General features: G+C 52.4%; 19 protein-coding genes. All 19 read left to right on the forward strand.

The annotated features are described in order from the left end of the window. The first annotated feature begins 51 nt into the window (after positions 1-51). The 19 genes from kch (at position 52) to ABD035_RS06950 (ending at position 25,608) form a co-directional block, all read left to right on the forward strand. On the forward strand, positions 52-1,233 hold the full coding sequence (gene kch, locus ABD035_RS06860; RefSeq protein WP_343868807.1) for a voltage-gated potassium channel protein: 1,182 nt from the start codon (positions 52-54) through the stop codon (positions 1,231-1,233). Between the two features lie 196 nt (positions 1,234-1,429). Further along, a complete protein-coding gene (locus ABD035_RS06865; RefSeq protein WP_343868809.1) occupies positions 1,430-1,963 on the forward strand; it encodes a phospholipase D family nuclease in 534 nt (177 codons plus the stop codon). A gap of 715 nt (positions 1,964-2,678) precedes the next feature. Continuing rightward, on the forward strand, positions 2,679-3,251 hold the full coding sequence (gene fimA / locus ABD035_RS06870) for a type 1 fimbrial major subunit FimA (RefSeq protein ID WP_343868811.1): 573 nt from the start codon (positions 2,679-2,681) through the stop codon (positions 3,249-3,251). 76 nt (positions 3,252-3,327) lie between these two features. Next, positions 3,328-3,864, forward strand: a complete 537-nt coding sequence (locus tag ABD035_RS06875; protein ID WP_343868814.1) for a fimbrial protein — start codon at positions 3,328-3,330, stop codon at positions 3,862-3,864. 21 nt (positions 3,865-3,885) lie between these two features. Then, complete coding sequence (locus tag ABD035_RS06880; RefSeq protein ID WP_343869001.1) at positions 3,886-4,623, forward strand: fimbria/pilus periplasmic chaperone; 738 nt, start codon at positions 3,886-3,888, stop codon at positions 4,621-4,623. A gap of 73 nt (positions 4,624-4,696) precedes the next feature. After that, a complete protein-coding gene (locus ABD035_RS06885) occupies positions 4,697-7,306 on the forward strand; it encodes a fimbrial biogenesis usher protein (protein ID WP_425579714.1) in 2,610 nt (869 codons plus the stop codon). A 12-nt stretch (positions 7,307-7,318) separates the two neighbouring features. Further along, entirely contained in the window at positions 7,319-7,852 is a 534-nt protein-coding gene (fimF, locus tag ABD035_RS06890; protein ID WP_343868818.1) for a type 1 fimbrial adaptor subunit FimF, read from the forward strand. Positions 7,853-7,864: 12 nt separating this feature from the next. Then, positions 7,865-8,368 carry a type 1 fimbrial minor subunit FimG gene (gene fimG / locus ABD035_RS06895; RefSeq protein WP_343868820.1) on the forward strand — a complete coding sequence of 168 codons (504 nt, stop codon included), beginning with the start codon at positions 7,865-7,867 and terminating at the stop codon, positions 8,366-8,368. An 81-nt stretch (positions 8,369-8,449) separates the two neighbouring features. Beyond that, positions 8,450-9,355: a fimbrial protein gene (locus tag ABD035_RS06900; RefSeq protein ID WP_343868822.1), complete on the forward strand. Its 906-nt coding sequence runs from the start codon at positions 8,450-8,452 to the stop codon at positions 9,353-9,355. A gap of 419 nt (positions 9,356-9,774) precedes the next feature. Beyond that, positions 9,775-10,689 (forward strand): fimbrial protein, encoded by a 915-nt coding sequence (locus tag ABD035_RS06905; protein WP_343868824.1) that lies wholly within the window; start codon positions 9,775-9,777, stop codon positions 10,687-10,689. Positions 10,690-10,795: 106 nt separating this feature from the next. Continuing rightward, positions 10,796-12,097, forward strand: a complete 1,302-nt coding sequence (locus tag ABD035_RS06910) for a nitrate- and nitrite sensing domain-containing protein (protein ID WP_343868826.1) — start codon at positions 10,796-10,798, stop codon at positions 12,095-12,097. A gap of 355 nt (positions 12,098-12,452) precedes the next feature. After that, positions 12,453-13,712, forward strand: a complete 1,260-nt coding sequence (locus ABD035_RS06915; protein ID WP_343868828.1) for a CmpA/NrtA family ABC transporter substrate-binding protein — start codon at positions 12,453-12,455, stop codon at positions 13,710-13,712. Positions 13,713-13,723: 11 nt separating this feature from the next. Beyond that, positions 13,724-14,602 (forward strand): nitrate ABC transporter permease, encoded by an 879-nt coding sequence (gene ntrB / locus ABD035_RS06920; RefSeq protein WP_343868830.1) that lies wholly within the window; start codon positions 13,724-13,726, stop codon positions 14,600-14,602. 10 nt (positions 14,603-14,612) lie between these two features. Next, positions 14,613-15,407 (forward strand): ABC transporter ATP-binding protein, encoded by a 795-nt coding sequence (locus tag ABD035_RS06925; protein WP_212713618.1) that lies wholly within the window; start codon positions 14,613-14,615, stop codon positions 15,405-15,407. A gap of 53 nt (positions 15,408-15,460) precedes the next feature. Next, positions 15,461-18,370 carry a nitrite reductase large subunit NirB gene (nirB, locus tag ABD035_RS06930; RefSeq protein ID WP_343868833.1) on the forward strand — a complete coding sequence of 970 codons (2,910 nt, stop codon included), beginning with the start codon at positions 15,461-15,463 and terminating at the stop codon, positions 18,368-18,370. A gap of 24 nt (positions 18,371-18,394) precedes the next feature. Continuing rightward, complete coding sequence (cobA, locus tag ABD035_RS06935) at positions 18,395-19,231, forward strand: uroporphyrinogen-III C-methyltransferase (protein WP_343868835.1); 837 nt, start codon at positions 18,395-18,397, stop codon at positions 19,229-19,231. A 29-nt stretch (positions 19,232-19,260) separates the two neighbouring features. Beyond that, entirely contained in the window at positions 19,261-23,379 is a 4,119-nt protein-coding gene (locus ABD035_RS06940) for a bifunctional nitrate reductase/sulfite reductase flavoprotein subunit alpha (protein ID WP_343868837.1), read from the forward strand. 289 nt (positions 23,380-23,668) lie between these two features. After that, the gene (locus ABD035_RS06945; protein ID WP_343868839.1) at positions 23,669-24,559 is read left to right on the forward strand and encodes a TauD/TfdA dioxygenase family protein; all 891 of its coding nucleotides are present in this window, start codon (positions 23,669-23,671) and stop codon (positions 24,557-24,559) included. Between the two features lie 248 nt (positions 24,560-24,807). Beyond that, positions 24,808-25,608 carry a MetQ/NlpA family ABC transporter substrate-binding protein gene (locus tag ABD035_RS06950; RefSeq protein WP_212713613.1) on the forward strand — a complete coding sequence of 267 codons (801 nt, stop codon included), beginning with the start codon at positions 24,808-24,810 and terminating at the stop codon, positions 25,606-25,608. Positions 25,609-25,842 lie beyond the last annotated feature (234 nt).

The raw sequence follows: 25,842 nt of genomic DNA on the forward strand, positions 1-25,842 counted from the left end.
ACACTTCGATGCAGGAAGACAGCAACGACTGGATAAATAAGGTAAAAATGGATGAAGCTGGTTAAGTTGTTCAGAAACCCTAAACTGGTGATCTATTGCCTGGTGTTAATGGTGGCCCATAACGGGTATCTGATGTTAAGCCCTGTGCTGCACCGGGTCATCTATAATGCGCCGCAGAGACTGGATAATTTCCATTCGTGGAGTGATGCACTGGGCTTTCTGGAAGCGATGGATATACCACGCTTTATGATAGGCCTGGTGTTGTCGTGTATGGCGTTTACGTTACTGATGCGCACCCGGATTGCCTGGTTCAGTTCTGTCTTACTGTTAATTTGTATTGCTGTGGCGAATGCGTTTATTTTAAAAGCGCACCACACCGAGGTGGTTTACTCCCTGATCACCATCGGTGCCTTACTTTTTCACTGGCGTCATTTTGATAAACACAGCCTGGGCAGTACCACCATTTTCGCGATGATTAGTATCTTATCGCTGCTGGGGTATGGAATGCTGGGTACGCTTTATCTGGGTGACCAGTTTACCCCGCCGGTGAAAGATCTCTCTACCGCGTTTTATTTTGTTATGGTCTGTATGTCTACGGTGGGGTTTGGTGATATTTCTCCGCATACCACGGTCGCCAGAATGTTTACACTGACCGTGATTATCCTCGGGATTACTATTTTTGCGGCATCGGTGGCCTCAATCGCCGGCTCTCTAATCAGTCATAATATTCAGCGAATTTTTAAAGGCAGATTCTCAAACGTGGAACGTAAAAATCATTATATTGTGGCCGGCTCATCGTCACTGGCTCAGAGCGTCAGTCAGGGGCTGACGGATACCGGAGGCATTGTTACGGTGGTCTGTAATCCGGGGCAACGGAGCTCGTTTTCTGCCGATACCGATGTTATTGAAGGCGATCCCTCTTCGACGCCGGTACTTGAGCGAGCGGGTGCGGCGAAAGCCCGGTACATTGTGGCACTGATGGATAATGATGCGGATAACGCATTTGTGGTCCTGGCGGCTAAAGAGGCGGGTGGTGAAGATACCCGAACTATCGCACTGGTACATGACAGTCAGAATATGAGTAAAATTAAACGCGTTCATCCTGACGGTGTACTTTCATTACAACAACTCGGTAGTGACATCCTGGTACGGACGCTTAACGGTGATACCGTCGGCGACAGCCTTCACCCTGATATCTTTTTCAGCAGTACCCGGCCTGCTGACACTCCCTGATCTTCCTTTCAGTACAAAAACTTAGCGTCCGCCGTTCTTTTCAGGAATGGCGGATTTTTTATTGTGTCCGCAAATGATAGGGTGACGTTTTTTTGCGGTCCTCCACACAATTATAAGCGGGGGACAACGATAGTCAGGGCAAGCCGCCCGGGATGAGATCGCCGGGGCTGAAGAATAAAGGGAAGAGTATTCACTCATGAGAAAAACGATTTTGTGTATAGCGGGGCTCCTGTGCAGTTCGGTTACCTTTTCCGTATCCGCCGCCGGGCCGTCTGTTGATGTCGGTTTTTCACCGGAAGGAAGTGCCCGGACACTGGTGCTGGAGACTATTGCCTCAGCCCACAGCAGCATCCGTATGCTTTCCTACTCCTTTACTGCGCCGGATATTATACGGGCACTGGCTGATGCCAGAAAGCGCGGGGTCGATGTGAAGATAGTGGTCGATGAGCGAGGGAACCGGAGCAAATCCAGCATTGCTGCAATGAATTTCATTGTGAACAATGGCATTCCTCTGAGAACCGATCACCATTACCCGATACAGCACGACAAGGTCATTATTGTCGACGGGAAGACGGTGGAGACAGGCTCATTTAATTACACGGCCAGTGCCGAACGACGTAATTCTGAAAACGTGGTGGTTATTCGTGATCTCCCGTCTCTGGCGAGGACGTATCTGCTGCACTGGCAGGAACGCTGGGATTACGGTCAGGATTATCAGTCGGCGTACTAATATTCAGGCAGGTATATTAATTGCTTTTTTTAATTATTTTAATTTAAATATTAACAACATGTGATTATTGATTAGTCCGGGGATTTTCGGGAGGAACTTGTATTTTATTTCATTTATCTTCTTTTTTTTACGTTCCCATTACATAAGCCCGCTCCGGAAATGATAATAACCAGGGTTATTTAATAGTTTTTATCATTTTTTTTTTCTTCTTTGATAGCCTGATGTGATGGTGTTGCACCAATCATTCAGTAAATATTAAATAAATCATCACTGAATTTTAAATTATCTATTGCTTATTTCTATCATTGAAAATGAATAAATAGGTAAAAGGTATCACAATTTCATTGTTAAATTTTTTTTACTGTGATTTCTATTGGTTTTTATAGTTACGATAGTGATTGTAACGTCATAACTGTTTGATTATTAATGGTTTTGATTTTTTTTCTCTTTTTTCTTGATCTGTTTATTTTATGTTAAATGTAAGAAAAGAATTCAAAGTGCTGCAATGAAAAAATATTAGTTTTAGTTAACTGTATGTTTGCCTTTTACTCAGATAAGTCCTACTCTGAATTCGTTCGCGGAATGGCACTTTTTGCACATTTCCCGGAACAGGTGGTCCTACAGGAAGGTTATAAATGAACTTCATTGCACTGAACCGGATAGCTGGCCGCCAATTTTAATTTTAATTTTAATTTGGATAAATAAGGCAAACTGTATGCAAATCAAATCACTGGTAGTTGGCGTCCTTTCTGCTCTGTCTCTGACTGTATCCATGGCACACGCAGCCACTACTACCGTTAACGGTGGTACTGTTCATTTCGTAGGTCAGGTTGTTGATGCAGCTTGTGCGGTAGATGCTGGTTCTGTTGATCAAACTGTACAGCTGGGTCAGGTTAAGGCCAGCACCCTGGCTGCTACTGGTGATACCAGCAGCGCTGTTGGTTTTAATATCCAGTTAGATGACTGCGATACTTCAACTGCAACTAAAGCTTCTATCGCTTTTGCGGGCGTTCAGGCGACCAGCACAAGCTCAACGGGTACTTCAACTTCTTACCCGGCTGTATTAGCCCTGCAGAGCTCTTCAGCAGGTTCAGCCTCTAACGTAGGTATCCAGATCCTGGACAGCACTGGTACAGCGCTGGCTCTGGACGGTGCAACTTTCAGCACCACGAAAACTCTGGTATCTGGTACTAATACCCTGCCATTCCAGGCGCGTTACTATGCACTGGGCGCAGCTACTGCCGGTACAGCTAATGCTGATGCCACTTTCCAGGTTCAGTATCAGTAAGAATGAATAGCGGGTATATCTATACCCGGGACCAGGGAGGGTCCGACTTTTATTTTCCTGATACAGAGAATATGCTATGTGGAAAACCGGATTTTTTTTCCTGCTGGTAGCCATGGGGCAGGCAATAGCCTCGCCATTGGATAGTGTGACACTGGCTGGCGGGTTAATGAGGTTTCAGGGAGAGATTTTATCTGATACCTGTATTGTTGATGATGGTGAACAATATCTGACCGTACCTATGGGGCAGGTAAGTAATAATAAATTTACCCATGCCGGCGATGATTCTGATCCCGTTTTATTTTCTCTGTATTTCAAGCATTGTAGCCAACTTGTAAAACGGAATATGAATATTGTATTTCGTGGCGTCGCTGATCAACAGAACCCTGATTTGCTGGCGATTGAACAAGGAAATAATGTTGCCCATGGCGTCGGCATTGCTCTTTTTGATGAACAAGGTCATTTAATACCGATTAATAGCGGGCTTCTTTCCCTCAGGGATATCCATTCCGGTCCGCTTATCCTTAATTTAATCGCCAAATACCGTTCGACCTCAAGCGAGGTAACCGGTGGTCTTGCTAATGCACAGGCCTGGTTTTCTTTAACTTATCAGTAATAAAAAAACGAACAACAACATCTGATTAACAAAAATTTATTGGTGAAGGAGAAAATAATGATTCAAGGTATCCGTAAGAAAATGCTGGCCATCGGTTTTATGGCTGTAACCTCTTTAGGTATAGCAGGTCAGGCGCAAGCTGGTGTTGCTCTTGGTGCTACCCGGGTCGTTTATCCTTCTAACCAAAAACAGGTCTCATTAGGCATCACTAATAACGATGATAAAAGTACCTATCTGATCCAGTCATGGATAGAAAATGCGGCAGGTCAACGTGAAGAACGTTTTGTTGTCACTCCACCGCTATTTGTGATTAAAGGTAAAAGAGAAAATACCTTACGTATTATTGACGGAACCAATCAGACCTTGCCGAAGGATCGTGAAACATTATTCTGGATGAATGTTAAAGCGATTCCGTCAATGAATGCCTCTCAGGAAAAGCAAAATACCCTGCAATTAGCGATTATCAGCCGTATTAAGCTCTTTTATCGTCCGGTAGGATTAAGTATGCCTCCGGAAGCCGCACCTCAGAAATTACGTTTCCGGAAATCCGGTTCACAGCTGATGCTGATTAATCCGACCCCTTATTATCTGACCGTAACGTCATTGAAGGCTGGTAATAAAGAACTGGCGAATACCATGGTACCACCAATGGGGAATACTTCAGTGCCATTACTGCCGGGGTCGGGAAATCAAATCACTTACCAGACAATTAATGATTTCGGTGCATTAACTCCGGTGAGTAACGGGATTTTTGAGTAAATATCGTACTTCCCTGAAATGATACCGGTAATATCTTTTTATTGCCGGGTCACTAAATGCCATTCTATACGGGATGACTTTACTAATGGCCTTATCAGCAAAATACATTTCTTCTCGAAATCTGGCAATTACACCATTGGCAGTCTTTTTGGCTTTGACATGTCAATCCGCTGCCCATGCGGATGTCTATTTTAACCCCCGTTTTTTATCAAACGACCCAGGGGCTGTTGCTGATTTATCCCAGTTTGAAAGTGGTCTTGAGGCTCCTCCAGGGAAATACCGGGTCGATATTTATCTGAATGATGGTTATTACACTACCCGGACGGTAGATTTCAGATTAAGTCCGGATAAAAAGTCCCTGGATCCCTGCATTACCCGGGGACAGCTGTCTGATATGGGAGTGGATGTCCTGGCCATCCCGGGCATCGCCGCACTGGCAAATCAGTCCTGCATCCCCTTCAGTATGATCAGTAAAGACGCATCGAGCCGTTTTGATGCCGGCACCCAGCGTCTCTCTCTGAGTATTCCGCAGGCCATGATGCACAATCAGGCTCAGGGCTATATTCCTCCTGAGTTATGGGACAACGGGATCACCGCCGGGCTGCTGAACTATAATTTTACCGGAAATAAAGCACGTACCCCGAATGGCGGGAGTAGCTCTTATGCCTATCTTAATCTGCAGAGTGGCTTTAACCTCGGAGCCTGGCGGTTAAGAGATACCTCGACGTGGAGTTACGATGACAATAGCAACGGGTATACTCAAAATACCTGGAAGCATGTTAATACGTATCTGGAACGCGATGTTGTTCCGTTGCGTAGTCGTCTGACGGTCGGGGACAGTTATACCAGCGGCGATATCTTTGACAGTCTGAACTTCAGAGGCATTCAGCTTGCCTCTGATGACAATATGCTGCCGAACAGCCAGCAGGGATTCGCTCCGGTGATCCATGGTATTGCTACCGGAACCGCCAAAGTCACGGTCCGCCAGAATGGCTATAATATTTATCAGATAACGGTTCCGCCGGGGCCGTTTACCATTAATGATCTGAATGCGAATGGCAGTAGCGGTGATTTACAGGTAACGATCACTGAAGCCAACGGGTCTACGCAATCTTTCACCGTACCTTACTCTTCTGTACCGCTGTTACAACGTGAGGGACGGGTGAAATATGGTCTGACCGCCGGTGAGTTCCGTAGTGGTAACAGCGAACAGACCAGCCCTAAATTTGCACAGGGAACCGCTATGTGGGGGTTACCGGCCGGGTTTACGCTGTATGGCGGGACCCAGCAGTCGGATAACTACCATTCTTATAACCTGGGGCTGGGTAAGAACCTTGGCATCCTGGGGGCGGTATCCGTGGATGCGACTCAGGCTAACTCCACGCTGACCGACAACACTCGTCATCAGGGCCAGTCCTTCCGTTTCCTTTATAACAAGTCACTGCAGGATACACACACAAACTTCCAGCTGGTAGGCTACCGCTATTCCACCAAAGGCTTTTACTCGCTGGCCGATACCACCTGGAATCAAATGAGTGGCTATTCGGTGGTGACTCAGGACGGCGAGCTTCAGGTGAAGCCGACCTATACCGATTACTATAACCTGGCATACAGTAAGCGCGGACGCCTTCAGGCGACCATTACTCAGCAGGTCGGTAAGACATCTACACTCTATCTGACCGGAAGTCAGCAGACCTACTGGGGAACCAGCAAGGATGATCTGCAGCTACAGGCAGGTTACAGCAGTTCCATCCGCGACATTACGTTTAGCGTCAACTACAGCGTGAACAGAAATGCATGGGCGGAAGGCACGGACAAGGTATTGTCACTGAATGTGAATATTCCGTTCAGCCACTGGATGCGTTCAGATGATACCAGCGTGTTCCGTCACTCAAGTGTTAGTTATAACAGTTCCAGTAATTTCAAAGGACAATCGACTAACCAGGTGGGCGTCTACGGAACATTGCTGCAGGATAACAACCTCAGCTATAACGTACAGACAGGGTATACCTCTGGTGGCGAATCCTCCTCAGACTCATCCAACAACACCGCCTCGCTGTATTACCGGGGGGCTTATGGCAACGCTAACGTTGGTTATAGCGGCAGCGACGGTTACAACCAGGTTTACTATGGTGTCAGCGGGGGTGTTCTGGCACATGCTAACGGCGTCACCCTCAGCCAGCCACTGAATGACACGGTGGTACTGATTAAAGCACCAGGTGCTGCACATGTGTCGGTGGAAAACCAGACCGGTGTCAGGACTGACTGGCGCGGGTATGCTGTCCAGCCTTATGCGTTAAACTATCGTGAAAACCGCGTTGCGCTGGATACGAATACCTTAGCGAATAACGTTGATATGGACGATGCCGTTATCAATGTGGTGCCGACTTATGGTGCCGTGGTCCGTGCTGACTTTAAAACGCATATCGGACTGAAAGTGATTATGACTATTACCCATAACGGCAAACCTATTCCTTTCGGAGCGACCGCATCGCTGGCTGCCAGCCAGTCTTCAGGTATTGTCGGCGACGGAGGTCAGGTGTATCTGTCCGGTTTACCTCTGAGCGGAAAAATCAATGTTAAATGGGGTAATAGTGCGGCAGAGCAATGTGTTGCCAGCTATCAGTTGCCTGTTTCCAGTAAAAAACAGGTATTGAGCTATACCTCTGCTGACTGTCAGTAACCGGGGATTATTATGAAATTATATTTATCACTGATGTTATCCCTGCTGTCCTTTTCGATGGTCGGTAGTTGTCTGGCGGCGGACAGTGTTATCAATATCACCGGGACGGTTCAGGACAATACCTGCGTTGTCTCCACGGCCTCAAAGACAATGACGGTGAATCTTATGAACTATTCGTCCAAGACGTTTTATAAAACGGGGGCGGTTTCACCGATGGCGTCTTTCTCTCTGGATTTCTCATCCTGTGGCAGTGCGGCCAGCGGCGTCAAAGTCGGTTTTACCGGTGTAGCAGACACGACGAACAGTACCTTACTGGCAATTGATAGCGGTGCCAGTACTGATGCTCAGGGGATAGGCGTTGAGATCCTTGATAGCGATAAGACGGTTATCCCCATCAATCAGAGTGAGAGTGATATGAGCTGGCACTCACTGACAGCGGGTCAGGCTAACAGCCTGACGTTTTATGCACGGATGATGTCGACCGTCTATCCGGTCACTGCCGGAGCAGTGACTGCCTCCGCGACCATCACTCTGGAATTTGAATAGACAGGGGCAGAGATGAAAACAATATATTCAGGTGCTATCTGTGCAGTACTCTGTCTGGCAGCGGCTACTGCGCAGGCAGCAGATGTCACGATTACCATTAACGGCCAGGTTGTCGCTAAACCCTGTACGATCAGCACGACCACCGCCAACGTCAGTCTGGGGACATTATCGACATCGACTCTGCAGAGTGCAGGGTCCGTTTCTGACTGGAAAGCCGTGGCGCTTAATCTGACAAATTGCCCCGTCGGTACCAGTAGTGTGAAGGCGACGTTTACCGGCACGTCGGATTCTACCGGCACTTATTTCTTAAACCAGGGAACGGCGGGAAAGATTGCCGTACAACTGGCAGACAGCAGTGGGAATAATGTGACTAATGGCGGTACGCTGACGTCAGCGGTCAGTGATTCCACACTGTCCACAACGTTTAATCTTGAAGTCCGGGCAATTACGTCTTCAGGAAGTGCCACTCAGGGCTCTATACAGTCGGTTGTCAATGTCACCTATACATGGCAGTAGATTTTTTTATTAACAACTGACATACGCCAGAGACCGGGACTGTCTTTGGTATGTTAACTCCCGTTGATAACGAGATTTCAAATGAAAAAGAATCTGTGGTTAGTGGTGGTTATTTTTCTTTTTTCATTCATGTCATCCAGTGCATGGTCGTTTACCTGTAAAACGGCAGCGGGAGTTACGGTACCTGCCGGGGGGGGGAATGCCAATGTTTACGTTACCCTGACCCCTTCCATTGGCGCAAACAGCAACCTTGTGGTGGATCTGTCACAAAGCATTACCTGTAATGACGAATATCCGCCCACTTATATCGACTATGTATCGCTGCAATCAGGATCGGCCTTCGGCGGGTTACTGAGTTCGTTTAGCGGTACGGTGGATTATAACGGAACGTCTTATGCGTTTCCGACCACATCAGAAACGGCAAAAGTAACTTATAACTCAAAGACGTATAAGGCATGGCCGGTACAGCTTAACCTGACGCCAATCAGCACCGCCGGAGGAGTGGTTATCAGCAGTGGTTCGTTAATTGCCAGCCTGGTGTTGCACCAGACGAACAACTTCAATAGTTCGGCATCGTATGTCTGGAACATCTATGCGAACAATAATGTAACGATCCCGACGGGGGGATGTGATGTATCTTCCAGGAGTGTCACTGTCGCGCTGCCGGATTACCCGGGAACCCAGACCGTTCCTCTGACAGTCCATTGCGCAACCACGAAGGCACTGTCCTATTATCTGACCGGAACCACTTCAGATACTGCATCCACGATATTCACCAATACCGCCTCGACCTCACCGGCAACGGGGGTCGGGATACAGTTATCCAACAGTAGCGGAGTGCTTGCCACTAACCAGACGGTCTCGCTGGGGAATGTCGGTACGACCCCGGTCAGTCTGGGATTAACCGCTTCTTACGCCCGGACCAGTGGTCAGGTTGTCGCGGGGAGTGTTCAGTCAGTCGTCGGTGTCACGTTTGTTTACCAATAGTGCTCGCTCCGGGGATATTTTGATCTCTTCGGCGGAGTGGTTTTTTACCCGGCATAAAAGCCGGTGCGTAAGTTATCTCAATGAGTTTTTACAGGGGATAACGCAGATTGCTAGAGTATCTCTGAAGATTCTGTTGTCTTCCTGACTCCGGGTGATGGGGAATTAACGGAGATACGGAATTAACCGGCAAGAGGTACCTGAAACAGATGTTCCCGGGGCTGAGATCTTAAATCAGAGTATACCGGAATAATATCGTTAAGTGGGTAGTCAGTCGTGAACATATGACGGAATAGCGATTCTGACAGGGGTTTCAGGAGTTAAATCAAAAGTGATCGTAATCACTCCGTCAGGGGTGTGACTTAAAGAGTTATCCGATTAACTATCAATATTACATAGACCAGGCAAAAGAGAGAGTGACAATGAAAGCAGTACCCGTAATCGCGTCAAAAATAATCACTCTGATAATATTTATATTATTATATTCAGTGAATGCGCAGGCATTTACGTGCCAGGCGAGTGGTAAAGCAATCAATGGTTCAGGTACGGTCAATGTTAATGTAACGTTGAATCCGAGCCTGGAGCCTAATCAGAATATGGTTGTCAACCTCGGGGACAGTATTAAATGTAAAAATGATGATCCTGTACATTACAAAGACCCGATCAGGATCGGTGCGTCTTCAGTATATAACGGGGTGTTGAATAATTTTACCGGGAGTCTGGGGTATTTCGGCGTTACTTATCCTTTCCCGACTACCACCGCAACAGCCTGGGTGCCGCATAGCTGGGGAACCTATCAGCCGTGGCAGGCGGTGCTGTATCTGACTGCAACCGGTGCTGCCGGTGGGGTTGTTATCCAGCAGGGAACGTTATTCGCAACTCTGCGTCTTGAAAAAAGTCAGACTGAATCGACAGTCCAGCAGACGATCATCTGGAATTTATATGCAGCGAATACGGTGACGGTCCCTACCGGTGGATGTGACGTGTCCTCTCGCAGTGTCACCGTGGCACTGCCTGATTATCCGGGAACGGCCAGTGTGCCTCTGACAGTCCATTGCGCGTCAACCAAAGCCCTGTCTTATTATCTTACCGGCACAACCAGTAATAGCGCTGCCACGACATTCGCGAATACCTCCTCCTCCTCTGCGGCGACAGGGGTTGGGGTACAGTTATCTAACAGCAGTGGTGTACTGGCGACTAACCAGACGGTCTCGCTGGGCAATGTCGGTACCACCCCGGTGAGTCTGGGACTCACTGCCTCTTATGCCCGGACCAGTGGTCAGGTGGTGGCGGGGAATGTACAGTCAGTCGTCGGTGTTACCTTCGTTTATCAATAGGTATCGCTGGTGTTAGTTATAATCCCTGTCATCTGACGGGGATTTTTTTGTCAGCGTAAAAGCTGGCGTGTCGTTTGCATTAATATTGTTTTCTACGGGGGTAACCATGGTGTCTGAAGAAACCATGACGATCCGTTTTCTGCTGGCATCCCGGCAATGTGAATTAGCGGGTCTGCGGGATTTACTGGAAAGCGGTGAACTGACCGGAAAACTGAGCGTGTTAATTCATCATCTGCAGCGTGAGCGCGGTGCGGTTAATCTTTATTTGTGTAATGAAGGACAGCAGACGGCAGAAGAGTTACGTCAGCGAGAGCAGGACTCTCTGAGTTCACAGCGGAGATTATTAGCATACCTTGAACAGCCGGGGGCATTAACGCCAGCAAAATCACAGGCGAGCCGTTTATTGAGTTGTGCGGCCAGGGTGGTTTATGCGCTGAGCGTATTACCGGAAGTCCGCAGGAAGATCGCCGGGCGAAGTCTCCCTTTGGTTAATGCGGTAGAAATTTTTAATGACACCATCCGCCATTTATTATCACTGGTATTTGCCGTGTCAGATACGTCTGCGGACCCGGTCATTTCCCGTGCTCTGATTGCCCTGTTCAGTTTTATGCAGGGGAAAGAACTTGCCGGTCAGGAGCGGGCTATCGGTGTGCAGGTGTTCAGTGCACAGGTTCCCGGGGAGAACGGTGGGCATTATGCGGATACGATGATCGATCTGATTGAACGTCAGGAGCAGTGCTTTGAAACGTTCACCGCCTTCAGCGACCCGAAAAATAATCAATACTGGTCAGCAATAATCACCGACAGCGAGTTTGAACGCCTGCGTCGTCTCGCCTGCACCCGGGCGGCGGCCACAGGTACGCCAGGCAGCAGCCAGCACTGGTTTATGTTGGCCACTCAACGTATTGATGAAATGAAACGACAGGAAGACCGGTTACAGCAAACCCTGATGCAATTATGTCAGGAACGTATCACGGCGACCGAACAAGCCTGCCATGAGCAACAGGCGGATATTGAGAGTCTGAGAGAGGCCGTCTCGCAAGGGGACAGCGGATTTTCTGTCTTTATGGGAGACCCGGCCACCGGCAAACTACCCCCTCAGCGTGCCGGCTGGTTAAACAGCGAAGGGATCCAGCCAAAACTGGGACAATCGCTGCTGTCCCTGCTCCGGCAACAGTCCCGGCGTATGGAGGCTCAGGCACAGGAACTTTCGGACCTGCGCGAGACTCTTCATCAGCGTAAAACCATCGATAGCGCGAAGAAATTATTGATGCAGTATCGTCAACTCTCTGAAGATGAAGCGTATAAGACCCTGCGCCAGATGGCGATGGATCAGAATAAAAAAATGGCCGAAATCGCGACAGCCATTTTATCAGTCGCCGGAGCCTTCGGTTCTCACGGGGAATGACAGTCTGCACACTTAAGGTGCGTGTATTGAGCACTTCCGGTGCAGTTCACCCGTGCTCATTCCGATGGGGGCATTTGCGACACGGCCTGTTAGCCGTGGGTGATCTACCGCTACGGAATGTTATTCCCTGATAACAGAAAGGTTTTATACGATGCACTTCACGGAAATGTAAAGCAGCTGCAGGACTGGCACGGCGATTGCTTCTTCAGTAGTGAAAAACATTTAACCTGTGCTTCCGGCCAACGGCGGTTGTCAGCTCAGGTTCAGGACAATGGCGTCCATCACTGCGTATTTATAACGCAGGGGTGGGCGTTTTTTTTTGCCCGGAAATCGCCGGAGACTGAAAGGGGTGTGAATGAGCCAGCAGCCAAAACCAGACAGAGCATTCTCCCGCCGGGCACTATTACAGGGCGCGGCAGCACTGACCGGCAGTCTGTTGTTGCCGGGACTGATGAACAGCGTCTATGCGGCGGGGTCCGACGCGCCGGAATTAACTACGCTTCGGGTCGGTTTTATCCCCCTGACCGATTGTGCATCTGTAGTGATGGCTGCGGCAAAAGGGTTCGATAAAAAATATGGTATCCGGATTGTGCCGGAGAAGCAGGCCAGCTGGGCCACCGTCCGGGACAAAATCCTGTCCGGTGAGCTGGATGCTGCCCATATTCTGTATGGTGAGTTATACGGTTTGCATATGGGCCTGGCCGGGCCCGCTACCCCGATGGCTTGCCTGATGACGCTGAACCAGAATGGTCAGGGGATCACCCTGTCGAATCAGTTGAGGGATGCCGGTATTACTGATCTAACTGCACTGCAGCGGCACATGACTACCCGCCCGCCAGGCACTTACACCTTTGCCCAGACATTTCCCACCGGTAACCATGCAATGTGGCTCTATTACTGGCTGGCGAGTGCCGGGATCCATCCGTTACAGAAAATCCGTAGTCTGGTCGTTCCGCCACCGCAAATGGTCGTCAATATGAAGATTGGCAATATGCAGGGCTGCTGTGTCGGTGAACCCTGGAACCAGCGCGCCATCAGTGAAAATATTGGTTTTACTGCTGCCACCTCTCAGCATATCTGGCCCGATCATCCGGAAAAAATACTGGGCACCCGCGCCGATTGGGTCAATGCCCATCCTCATACTGCCCGGGCGCTTACCGCGGCTATCCTGGAGGCAGCCCGCTGGATAGATGCCAGTGACGATAACCGGCGCGAAACGGCCCGGGTCATTGCCGGACGGGCGGTGATCAATACCAATGTGAATATCATTACCGGACGCATGCTGGGTCAGTATGAAAACGGCCTCGGGCAGCGCTGGCAGGATGCACATGCCATGCGTTTCTATCGTGACGGGGAAGTCAGCTATCCGTGGCTGTCCGACGGCATGTGGTTCCTGACGCAACACCGTCGCTGGGGACTCCTGAAAACCGATCCTGATTATCTTGCCGTTGCACAACAAATCAATCGTATCGATATCTACAAACAGGCTGCGGCTGCGGCCGGAAATGTGCCGTTACCCGCCAGTGATATGCGCAGCAGCGTACTGATGGACGGAAAACGCTGGGACGGGAGCGATCCTGTCGGTTATCTCAATAGCTTTAGTGTTAAACAATGAGTGAGGCAACGATGAAACATCAGGCTGAAGTGCCCCCGGGCGTTGCTGCGCTGCCAGCGACCGCCGTCTCTGAAAGCATCACCCCGGTGCTGACGCGCCCCCGTGGCCGTCTTCCGGTGGCCGCCCGCCTCTTCAGGCGTCTGTTTGCCGGGGCCGTGGGAATTCTATTGTTGCTCTGTGGCTGGCAAGTCGTCGCATTGAACAGTCATGATTTTCCGACTCCCTGGCAAACCTGGCAGGCCGCGATACCGGTCTTCGCACACCCCTTTTACATCGCCGGACCGAATGACCAGGGGATCGGCTGGAATGTGCTGGCATCGTTAAAACGCGTGGCGATCGGGTTTGGTCTTGCGGCGCTGGTGGGGATCCCGGTCGGGTTTCTGATCGGCCGTTTTCGCTTTATCGCTGACATGTTAAATCCGGTCATTTCACTGTTACGCCCTGTCAGTCCGCTGGCCTGGCTGCCTATCGGTTTACTGATTTTTCAGCGCGCTGACCCGGCCTCTTACTGGACCATTTTCATCTGTTCGGTCTGGCCGATGATCCTGAATACCGCCGAAGGTGTCCGGATGATCCCGGATGACTATCTGAACGTTGCCAGGGTCCTGCGGCTTTCTGAACTGACGGTCATGCGCAAAATTTTATTTCCGGCGGTGTTACCGAACATCCTGACGGGGATGCGCCTCTCTATCGGCATTGCCTGGCTGGTCATTGTCGCCGCCGAAATGCTGACCGGTGGAATGGGGATTGGGTTCTGGATCTGGAACGAATGGAACAACCTGAATGTGGAACACATTATCATCGCCATTTTCATTATCGGGCTGGTCGGGTTACTGCTCGAGCAGTGTCTGATGTGGGTCGCGCGTCGTTTCAGTTATGAAAAGCGTTAAGGAGAAGAATATGCCTGCTAATCCGATCATTCAGGTCCAGCAAGTCAGCCAGCAGTTTTCAACCGCCAGCGGTGATTTTCTGGCGCTGGATAATGTGAGTTTTGATATCGCCGCCGGCGAGTGTGTCAGTCTGATCGGTCATTCAGGTTGCGGTAAATCGACGTTACTCAACCTGATTGCCGGCCTGACCTTTCCCACGCTGGGAGGGCTGCTCTGTCATAACCGCGAAATAGAAGGGCCTGGCCCGGAACGGGCTGTGGTCTTCCAGAACCATTCATTACTGCCCTGGCTGACTGCCTACGAGAATGTTGCGTTGGCCGTGCAACAGGTCTTTCGTGGGCAGATGAGTAAAGCCGAAATGAAAGCATGGATCCTCCATAATTTGCGGCTGGTTCATATGGATCATGCGGCAGACAAACGGCCGGATGAAATCTCAGGGGGGATGAAGCAACGGGTCGGGATTGCCCGGGCCCTGGCGATGAAACCTTCAGTATTACTGATGGATGAACCTTTCGGTGCACTGGATGCACTGACGCGTGCCCATCTGCAGGATGCTGTGATGGATATTCAGCGGCAACTGCGTACCACCATTGTGCTGATTACGCACGATGTTGATGAAGCCGTTCTGCTGTCCGATCGGGTATTTATGATGACCAACGGTCCTGCCGCGACGGTCGGGGAAGTCATGACGGTTGATCTGGAGCGGCCCCGTTCCCGGGTGTCACTGGCGAACGACCCCCGGTATCAGCAATACCGCCAGCAGGTGTTGCAATTCCTGTATGAAAAACAACCTAAGGCTGCCTGAGTTCCGGCAGTAAACCGTGTCAAGCAACAGCCTGTCGCTGTGGGAGTAGGGTTATGAATCAACCGGTATTAGTGGTCATCGGGCATGGTATGGTCAGCCACTATTTTCTGGAGCAACTGGCAGAGCGTCAATTGCATACTCAGTATCAGATTATTGTATTCGGGGAAGAAGAATACCCGGCCTATGATCGCGTCCACCTGTCGGAGTATTTTTCCGGTCGTACTGCCGGGTCATTGTCTCTGGCAGAAGAGGGATTTTTCACCCGCACCGGCATTGAATTACGCACAGGTCACCAGATAACGGCTATCGATCTGCAGGAAAAAACCGTGACGGATGCTGCCGGAAATAGCCTTCACTACGATCAACTGGTCCTGGCGACAGGTTCTTATGCCTTTGTCCCCCCCATCCCGGGTCATGACCGGCCCGGTTGTCTGGTCTACCGCACGCTCAGCGACCTGGATGCCATCAGCCGTCAGGCGAGCCGGTCGACGGTCGGGGTCGTGATTGGTGGCGGACTGCTGGGACTGGAAGCCGCCAATGCGTTATTACAATCCGGTCTGGAAACCCACGTGGTTGAGTTTTCACCGCGCCTGATGGCGGTACAGCTGGATGATGACGGTGCCTCAATGTTGCAGAAGAAAATTGCTGCCCTGGGCGTCCGGGTACATACCGCCCGGCAGACCGTCGAAATTACCGACGGTGAGCAGTTGCAACATAAACTCTGTTTTACCGATGGCACCGAGCTGGAAACCGACCTGGTGCTGTTTTCTGCGGGGATCCGTCCGCGTGATGAGCTTGCCGCGAGTGCGGGACTGGAAAAAGGTCCTCGTGGCGGCATCATCATTGACGATTACTGTCTGACCTCAGACCCGTCGGTTTCGGCCATTGGTGAGTGTGCTCTCTGGCAGGGTAAAATTTTTGGTCTGGTCGCGCCAGGATATCAGATGGCTCGTTGTCTGGCCGACCGGCTGGCAGAGAAAGCCACAGCCTTTACCGGCGCGGATATGAGTACCAAACTGAAACTGTTAGGTGTGGAGGTTGCCTCTGTCGGTGATGCCCATGGAGCGACGCCGGGGAGCCAGAGTTATCAGTGGATTGATGGTCCGGCGCGGATTTATAAGAAAATTGTGGTCTCTGAAGACGGCAAAACATTGCTGGGTGCGGTACTGGTCGGCGACAGTTCAGATTATAGCGATTTATTACAGCGGATGCTGAATGCCATCCCTCTGCCGGCGAATCCGGAAAGTCTGATTTTACCGGTATCGGAAGGCGGAGCGCCGGCGGGTGTCGGCGTGGCATTATTGCCGGAAAGTGCACAGATTTGTTCCTGCCACAATGTCTCTAAAGGCGATATTTCTGACGCTGTCCGTGGCGGATGCACCGATATGAACGCGCTGAAAAGCTGTACCCGGGCCGGCACCGGGTGTGGTGGCTGTGTTCCTTTACTGAAGCAGGTGATGGAACATGAACTGGAAGCCCTGGGTGTGGAAGTTAAGAAGGATGTCTGTAGCCACTTTGCCTGGTCGCGCCAGGAACTCTATCACCTGATCCGGGTCAATAATATCCGCACTTTTGATGCGCTGATCCGGCAATACGGGCACGGACGGGGGTGTGAGATTTGCCGGCCTCTGGCGGGTTCGCTGCTGGCCTCCTGCTGGAATGACTATGTCTTACAGCCGCAGCATGTGTCGCTGCAGGATACCAATGACCGTTTCCTGGGGAATATCCAGAAAGACGGCACCTATTCCGTCGTACCGCGCATACCGGCCGGTGAAATTACCCCGGAAGGATTAATCACCCTCGGTCAGGTGGCCCGGCGCTATAACCTGTACACCAAAATTACCGGCGGACAGCGCGTTGATCTGTTCGGTGCGCGTCTTGAGCAACTGCCTGCTATCTGGCAGGAATTGCTGGAAGCCGGATTTGAGACCGGTCATGCCTACGGTAAGTCTCTGCGTACCGTCAAATCCTGCGTCGGATCGACCTGGTGCCGTTATGGCGTACAGGATTCCACCGCGCTCGCCATCCGGCTGGAGAATCGCTACAAGGGCTTGCGTTCGCCCCACAAAATAAAAATGGCCGTTTCCGGGTGTACCCGGGAGTGTGCGGAGGCGCAGGGAAAAGATATCGGAGTGATTGCTACCGATAAAGGCTGGAACCTCTATGTCTGCGGCAATGGCGGAATGAAACCCCGGCATGCCGATCTCTTTGCTTCCGACCTGGACACTGACACGTTGATCCGCGTGATTGACCGGACCCTGATGTTTTATCTCCGCACGGCCGATCGCCTGCAGCGAACCAGCAACTGGCTGGATAATCTGGACGGCGGGGTGGCCTATCTGCGTCAGGTCATCCTTGACGACAGTCTGGGCCTGGCGGACACGCTGGACCAGGAAATGCAGCAGATTGTCGACACCTACCAGTGCGAGTGGCAGACCACTCTCGACGATCCCCGGTCACGGCAACTGTTCCGTGCCTTTATTAACAGTGATCAGCCGGACGAAGCGGTGGTGATGGTGCCGGAGCGTGGACAGATGCGCCCGGCGGCACCTTCAGAAAAGCCAGGGTTAGCGATAAGCGAAGAGCCGGCAGATGAATGGGTCACCGTCGGGCGGCTTGACGATATTCCGCCGGATACCGGGAGGGCAGCACGTCTGGGCCGCCAGCAGATTGCGGTTTTCCGTCTGGGGGAAGAACAACCGGAAGTGTATGCACTGGATAATCTTGAGCCAGGCAGCGGGGCAAATGTGCTGGCCCGCGGCATTCTTGGCGACGATGACGGTATCCCGCTGGTGATTTCGCCGTTATACAAAAAACGACTGCGGTTAACCGATGGTATCAGTCCGGATGACAGTACCGTCCGGGTCCGCTGCTGGCCGGTACGCGTTGAGAACGGGATGATCAGCGTACAACGCCGGCCGGTCTCCGAATCACTGCCACAAACCGCGCTTCCGGTTTCCTGAGCTTCTGACAGCGGAGATTTTCTGATGAAAAAACTTAATGATTTTATCAGGGCGGCAGATAGCCGGCAGCCGGTGGAAAAAGGCACGGTCTGGCTGACCGGCGCAGGCCCGGGGGATGCAGAGCTGCTGACGCTGAAAGCGTTACGTGTCATTCAGCAGGCGGATGTGGTGGTGTATGACCGCCTGGTGTCTGCAGAAATAATGGCGCTGGTGCCTGAGACGGCGTTATGTATCGATGCGGGGAAATCCCCGGGCGATCACCGCCTCAGTCAGGCACAAATCAATCAGTTACTGGCGGATCTGGCGTTGGCGGGACAAAAGGTGGTACGGCTGAAAGGCGGCGACCCGTTTATTTTTGGCCGTGGCGGCGAGGAAATGGTCTTCCTGCAACAGGCCGGGATCCGCTGCCATATTATTCCCGGGATCACGGCTGCGACAGGGTGTGCCGCCGCCGCAGGTCTGCCGTTAACCCACCGTGATTGTGCGCAGTCGCTGCATTTTATCACCGGATTTACCCGGTCGGCCGGGGATATTGCGGAGACCGCAGCGCTGACCCGTGCAGGACAGACACTGGTTTTTTATATGGGGCTCAGTCATAGCCTGCATTTTTGCCAGCGCCTGATCACCTCAGGGCTGGCGGGAACAACGCCACTGGCGATTATTGAAAATGGGACACGGCCGGAACAACGTTTGCTGGTAGCCACGCTGGCAACCCTGCCTGAACTGCTGGCCCGTTATCAGCCCCGGTCACCCGGGTTACTGATTATTGGTGACGTGGTCAATTATTGCCGTGAACCTGCGCTGCGGGTGGATAACACGGTGGCGGCCGGAAAGCATGCGGTAAGCGATGCGGCTGCCTGATAGCAGCTCAGTAATCGGGGAAGATACGCATGAGTCATGACGTAAAGCAGGTTAAAAGCGTCTGCCCTTATTGCGGGGTGGGCTGCGGTATTGTGATGCAGGTCGAAAATGACCGGATTATTAACGTCACCGGCGATAAATCCCATCCGGCGAACCGGGGGAAACTCTGTACCAAAGGGCTGACCTGCGCCGGTGCAGTCACCGCACCCGGTCGCCTGCAGCAGGCTTTTATACGTGATCACCGGCAGCACGAGCCGGTGCAGACGACCCTGGACCTTGCGCTCCGGGAAACGGGCCGCCGTTTACGGCAGATGATTGATACCCATGGACCGGATGCGGTATCCCTGTATGTTTCCGGGCAGATGTCGCTGGAAGCCCAGTATCTGGCCAATAAACTGGCGAAAGGATTTATTACGACCCGGCATATCGAGTCTAACTCCCGGTTATGTATGGCCAGTGCCGGGAGCGGTTACAAACAGTCACTGGGGGCCGATGGCCCGCCAGGATCTTATGACGATTTCGAACAGGCCGATCTGTTCCTGGTGATGGGTTCAAATATGGCAGACTGCCATCCGATTCTGTTCTTACGCATGATGGCCCGGGTCAAGGCCGGTGCCAGACTGATTGTGGTCGATACCCGGCGTACCGCGACGGCAGAGAAAGCCTCGCTTTTTCTGCAAATCAAGCCAGGTCAGGATCTGGTGCTGCTTAACGGCTTACTTAATCTTCTGCACTGTCATGGTCATATCGATAACGACTTTATTGAGCGCTATACAGAAGGCTGGCACGACATGCCGGAATACCTTTCAGCGTTTCCGCCGGACCGGGTGGCCGGGGTAACCGGATTGCCTGAAGACGCTATTCGCCAGGCGGCACAGTGGATAGCTGAAGCCGGTGCCTGGATGAGTTGCTGGACGATGGGCCTGAACCAGAGTGTGCAGGGAACGCAGAATACCAGCGCACTCTGTAACCTGCATCTGGCGACCGGCGCATTGTGCCGTCCGGGATGCGGCCCTTTCTCGCTGACGGGGCAGCCTAATGCGATGGGGGGCAGGGAAATGGGCTATATGGGGCCGGGATTGCCGGGGCAGCGCTCCTTACTGACAGAAAATGATCGCCGTTTTACGGAAAATATCTGGCGGTTAGCCCCGGGGACATTACGTCCGCTGGGCGGCGAGGGCACGGTGGAGATGTTTAAGCAAATGGCAGCCGGGGAGATCAAGGCCTGCTGGATCATCTGTACCAACCCTGTCGCCAGTATGGCCGATCGCCGGCATGTGATTCAGGCGTTAGAACGCGCTGAACTGGTGATCACACAGGATGCCTTCCTGGACACAGAAACCAACCGCTATGCAGATATTCTGCTACCGGGGGCGCTCTGGGCGGAGGGAGAAGGTGTGATGATTAATTCAGAGCGCAATCTGACGCTGATGCAGAAAGCCGTGTCTCCTCCCGGAGAGTCTCTGCCTGACTGGCAGATTATCGCCCGGGTCGCCTGTGAGATGGGATACCAACAGGACTTCGATTATCAGTCTGCGGAAGAGGTTTTTTGCGAGCTTCAGCAGTTTGCCAATCCGGTGACCGGGTACACCCTGCAGGGGGTGAGCTATCCACGCCTCAGTGACAGTCCTGTCCAGTGGCCGTCCCCGGCCGGAGACAGCGTCACACGCCATCCTGTCCGTTACCTGAGGGGTGACGTGGCGGTCGCTGATCTTTCTGCCGCCCCCGCAATATTTTTCCCGACGCCTTCCGGTAAAGCCAGGTTCCACTGCTTCCGGGATCTTATGGTCCCCGAGCAGGCAGACAGTGAGTTTCCGTTCATCCTGAATACCGGCCGGTTACAGCATCAGTGGCATACGATGACCAAAACAGGCCGTATTCCGGCACTGAATCAGCTGAACCCGGCACCTTTTATCGAAATTCATCCTCAGGATGCGGAACGCCTGCAGATCCGTCCTCAGCAGCCGGTAGAAATCCGTTCCCGGCGGGGATATGCCCGACTCCCGGCGAGCATCAGTCGCCGGGTCTTACCGGGACACTGTTTCGCACCGTTTCACTGGAATGACCTTTTCGGCGAACACTGCGCGATCAATGCCGTCACCAGCGACAGTGTCGATCCGTTGTCCTTACAGCCGGCACTGAAACAATGCGCAGTATCGTTAGTTCCTGTGGCAGAAGAGAACCATAGGGTTGATGACAGCAACACCGCAGAAGCAGAACCGGCCGGAAACGTTACCCGTTCCGTCAGTGATCTCACCGCAGAACTTTTTGCCGGTGAGCTGGGCTTATCCCGCGCACCGGCCATTGACTGGGACCCCGATGAACAGCGTTATCTGCAGGGGTTCCTGGCGGGTCTGCAACTGGCCCCGGCAGACGCCGGGGGAAGTATCCCGTATCTGCCCGCCGGTTCACCGCTGGCTCCCGGAAAACGACAGTGGGTAAATGGCCTGCTGGCGGGGTTATATTCACGGACCGCAGAGCCGCCGCAACCCTGTACCTCCGCCAGCCAGCGTGCCGAAGTAAGGGTGTTGTGGTGTTCGACGACCGGCAATGCGGAGTCTCTGGCGGCACGTTGCGTCCGGCAACTGACGGACGCCGGGATCCCGGCCGAAGCCAGCTGTATGGCTGGTACGGAAGTGTCGCAGTTAGTCGTGGCAGAACATGTGTTGCTGGTGGCCAGTACCTTCGGGGATGGAGATCCTCCCGAAAATGGTTCGGCTTTCTGGCAGGCTCTTGCCTCGGAGTCGGCGCCACGGCTGGAATCTCTGCATTTTTCGGTGCTGGCTTTAGGCGACAGCAGTTATGATCAGTTCTGCGGGTTCGGCCGTTTACTGGATGAGCGATTATCAGCTCTGGGGGCGACACGGCTTCTGCCTCATGCTGAGTGTGACGGGGCCGATCTGGCACCGGCCAGTCAATGGCTCTCGGGGATCTGTGACCGTCTTATCAGGCCCGGAGAGCCGCAGGCCGCGGTAGCTGAGGTACCGGTAAATCCGGTGAACACGGTGAACACGGTGAACACGGTCGCGGAGAAATATCACCGGCATCATCCTTATCCGGCCAGAGTGATCGCTAACCGCTTACTGAGCGGTGAGGGGTCCGGCAAGGAGACCCGGCAGCTGATTTTTTCTGTCGATGACGCAGAATTCAGCTATCAGGCCGGAGATGCTCTGGGCGTATGGCCACAAAACAGCGAGCCACTGGTCGATGCCGTGATGCTGGCGCTGCAGGCCGCACCTGACACTCCGGTGAATACGGAGCGCGGGGGCCGTGTCACGCTTAAGACGGCGCTGACATGCCACACAGACTTATCGGTCGTCAGTCGTGAACTGGCGCAGGCTGCCGGTGAACATACGCTGGCTGACCGGTTCCCGGACTCATTACAGCAACTCCTGTCTGCCGGATTCAGTGACTGGCAGAAACAGCACCGCGTTATCGATCTGCTGCGTGCGTTTCCGGCCAGGATACCACCCGAACAATTTGTCGCGCGACTCAGTCCGTTACGTCCGCGTCTGTACTCCATCTCGTCCTCTCCGGACTATTGCCCGGGAGAGGTACACCTGACGGTATCGGTGGTCCGTGCTACGACGGACCCCCTGAATAACGGGGTCTGCTCGACATTTCTGGCGGACATACCGGCTGGCGGTGAAGTCCCGGTCTTTATTCAGAAATCGGCCTGGTTCCGTCCGCCGACGGATAACCGTTTGCCTTTGATCATGATCGGGCCGGGCACCGGGATCGCCCCTTTCCGTGCTTTCTTACAACACCGGCAGGCACTGGGGGCGGAGGGTAAAAACTGGCTGTTTTTTGGTGAGCAGCATGAAGAAAGTGACTTCTATTATCGTCAGGAGCTGGAAGCATTTCAGCGTGCGGGCATTCTTCACAGGCTGGATACGGCATTTTCGCGGGATCAACCGGAAAAGATCTATGTACAACAACGAATACTGGAACGGGGTGAGGAATTCTGGGACTGGTTACAGGCGGGGGCCAGCATCTGTGTCTGCGGGGATGCCAGCCGAATGGCGAAAGATGTCCATCAGGCCTTGCTGCAGATTATCGCCACGCATGGAAAGATGAGTGCCGCGGAGGCAACAGAGTGGCTGGCAAAAATGACCCGGGAAAAACGTTATCTGCGTGATATTTACTGAGCCACAGACTGCCGGCAGCCCGTCTCTGTCCGGCGGCTCACCGGAGCAGGAACGGCTTTTCCTGCGGAAATAATATCTCTTTTTCAGCTTATCTTTTGCGAATAAATAATTTCATCTTTCGCCCCGCAGGCCCCAGGATGAACCGGTCAATATACATTGCCGGGACTTCATATTCGCGCTTCCATGGCTCAGCCGCAGGCCGTTAACGCCCGCACGCGGAGGGCTCAGGAAAGGCATCGTCGTCTCCGGCCTACCCCTTGGTTACACACCGACGCAGGGAGATCGGTTTATGGCTGAACTTAGCGGAATAGCGCCGCACACGGTCCGGCGGCAGGCGTTTGATATTCGCCCGTTACCCGGGGCCGGGGCCGAGATTATGGGGCTGGATTTAAGCCAGCCTTTGAGTACGGCCGACTTTTATCGTATTCATCAGGCACATCTTCAGTATCATGTGCTGGTATTCCGTCAGCAGACCCTGACACCTCAGCAGCACATCGACTTCAGCCGGCGTTTCGGGCCATTGCAGATCCATGTCCTCAAACAGTTTTTGCTTGCCGGTCATCCTGAAATTCTGATCGTTTCCAATATCCTCAGAGAGGGTGAACCGGTGGGCCTCGGGGATGCGGGTAAGTACTGGCACTCTGATCTCTCTTACAAAGAAACGCCCAGCCTGGGTTCCATGCTGTACGCCAGAATTTTACCGGCTATCGGCGGCGATACAAAATTTGCCAATATGCATCGTGCATGGGAAACCTTGCCTGATGCGCTGCGTCAGGCCGTGGAAGGGCGACGCGCTGTGCATTCCTATACAGCCACCTACAGTCAGCCTAAATTCGGTGCCGGATGGCGTCCGGCGCTGACGGAAAAACAACTCAGCGAAGTAAAATCGGTCAGCCACCCGATCATCAGAACGCATCCGGAAACCGGCAGGAAGGCATTATTTGTCAGCGAGGGATTCACGACACATATTGAGGGAATACCTGCGGATGAGAGCCGGGATATTCTGCAGGCTTTGTATCAACACAGCATACGTGAAGAAAATATCTACACCCACCGCTGGCAACCGAATGACCTGCTGTTCTGGGATAATCGTTCGCTGATCCATCTGGCGACCGGCTGTCCGGCGGACTGCCCGCGGCAACTGTATCGTACGACGATTCAGGGAGATATTCCTTTCTGAGCCGGACACCGGAGCTGCCGCGAGAGAAGGGCCGCTAACCGCGTTCTCGCGGCAGCTCCTGCAGGCAACGGACCCCTGATATTTTAGCGGCTGAATATCGATCAGCCCGCAGGTTTTTACCCTGACCAGCCGCGGGTGGCCGGGAGAAATGAGGAACCGTCAGAGCAAAAAGCGCAGTTAATTTTTAGATGTACAGACGTCCAGACTTCCTTTATAGTGCCGTTAAACTGACACAGGGAGAGTTTCCAATGAAAAAAATATTACTGTCTTCGGCCATCGTTTTGTCCGCTTTATTACTGAGTGCCTGTAAGCAAAGCGATCAGGACAGCGTAAAAGTCGCGATTAACACCGGGCCGGATCAGCAACTCTGGGACACCGTTAAACAGGTGGCGAAAGACAAGTATCATCTTGATGTGAAGGTGATTGCATTCAATGATTATGTACAGCCGAATGAAGCCCTGCTGAATAAAGATGTGGATGCCAATGCGTTCCAGAGTGTGCCTTATCTGGAAATGCAGGAAAAAGAGCGCGGTTATCCTTTCGAAATTTTAGGTAAGACTTTTATCTTCCCAATCGCGGCGTATTCTAAAAAGATCAAAAATATCAGTCAGCTTCCTGATGGCGCGACGATCACGCTGTCGAATGAAGCCACCACTCTGGGACGCAGCCTGCTGCTGTTACAGGCTCAGGGATTGCTGAAGGTGAAACCGGAAGCCGGTTTACTGCCGACGGTACTGGACATCACGTCTAACCCGAAACATCTGAATATCCTGCAGGTGGATACGCCACAGCTTGCCCGTACACTGGATGACCCGAAAGTCTATCTGTCGGTAATTAACAATAACTTTGCCTCGCTGGCGGGATTATCCGCGTCGCGTGATGGTCTGTTTATGGAAGGCAAAGCCTCGCCGTATCTGAATGTGCTGGTGGCACGTAAGGATAATATTAACGACAAAAAACTTCAGGAGCTGAAAGAGGCTTTCCAGTCTCAGGAAGTCCTGGATAAAGCGAATGAAATTTATAAAGGTGATGTGATTAAAGCCTGGTAATCCCTGCGTTACCCCTGCGTACCCCCTGTCGCATTCAGGCAGGGGGGATTTCTCCGTTTATCTCCTCCCCCCTGTTACCACATGATGCATCTGCTGACTCTGCTGACATGATGATGCCATTGACCAGGTGAAGGCTTCACGAACGAAAAATAGCTATCCTGCGGCTCATCCTTTTAACGGGCTACCCGGGCGCTGCCTGAGGTTCGGACCTTTTGCTGCCTCAGAGCGTCGTCC

It is taken from the genome of Tatumella terrea, from assembly GCF_039523755.1.
GTDB classification, from domain to species: Bacteria; Pseudomonadota; Gammaproteobacteria; order Enterobacterales; family Enterobacteriaceae; genus Tatumella; species Tatumella terrea.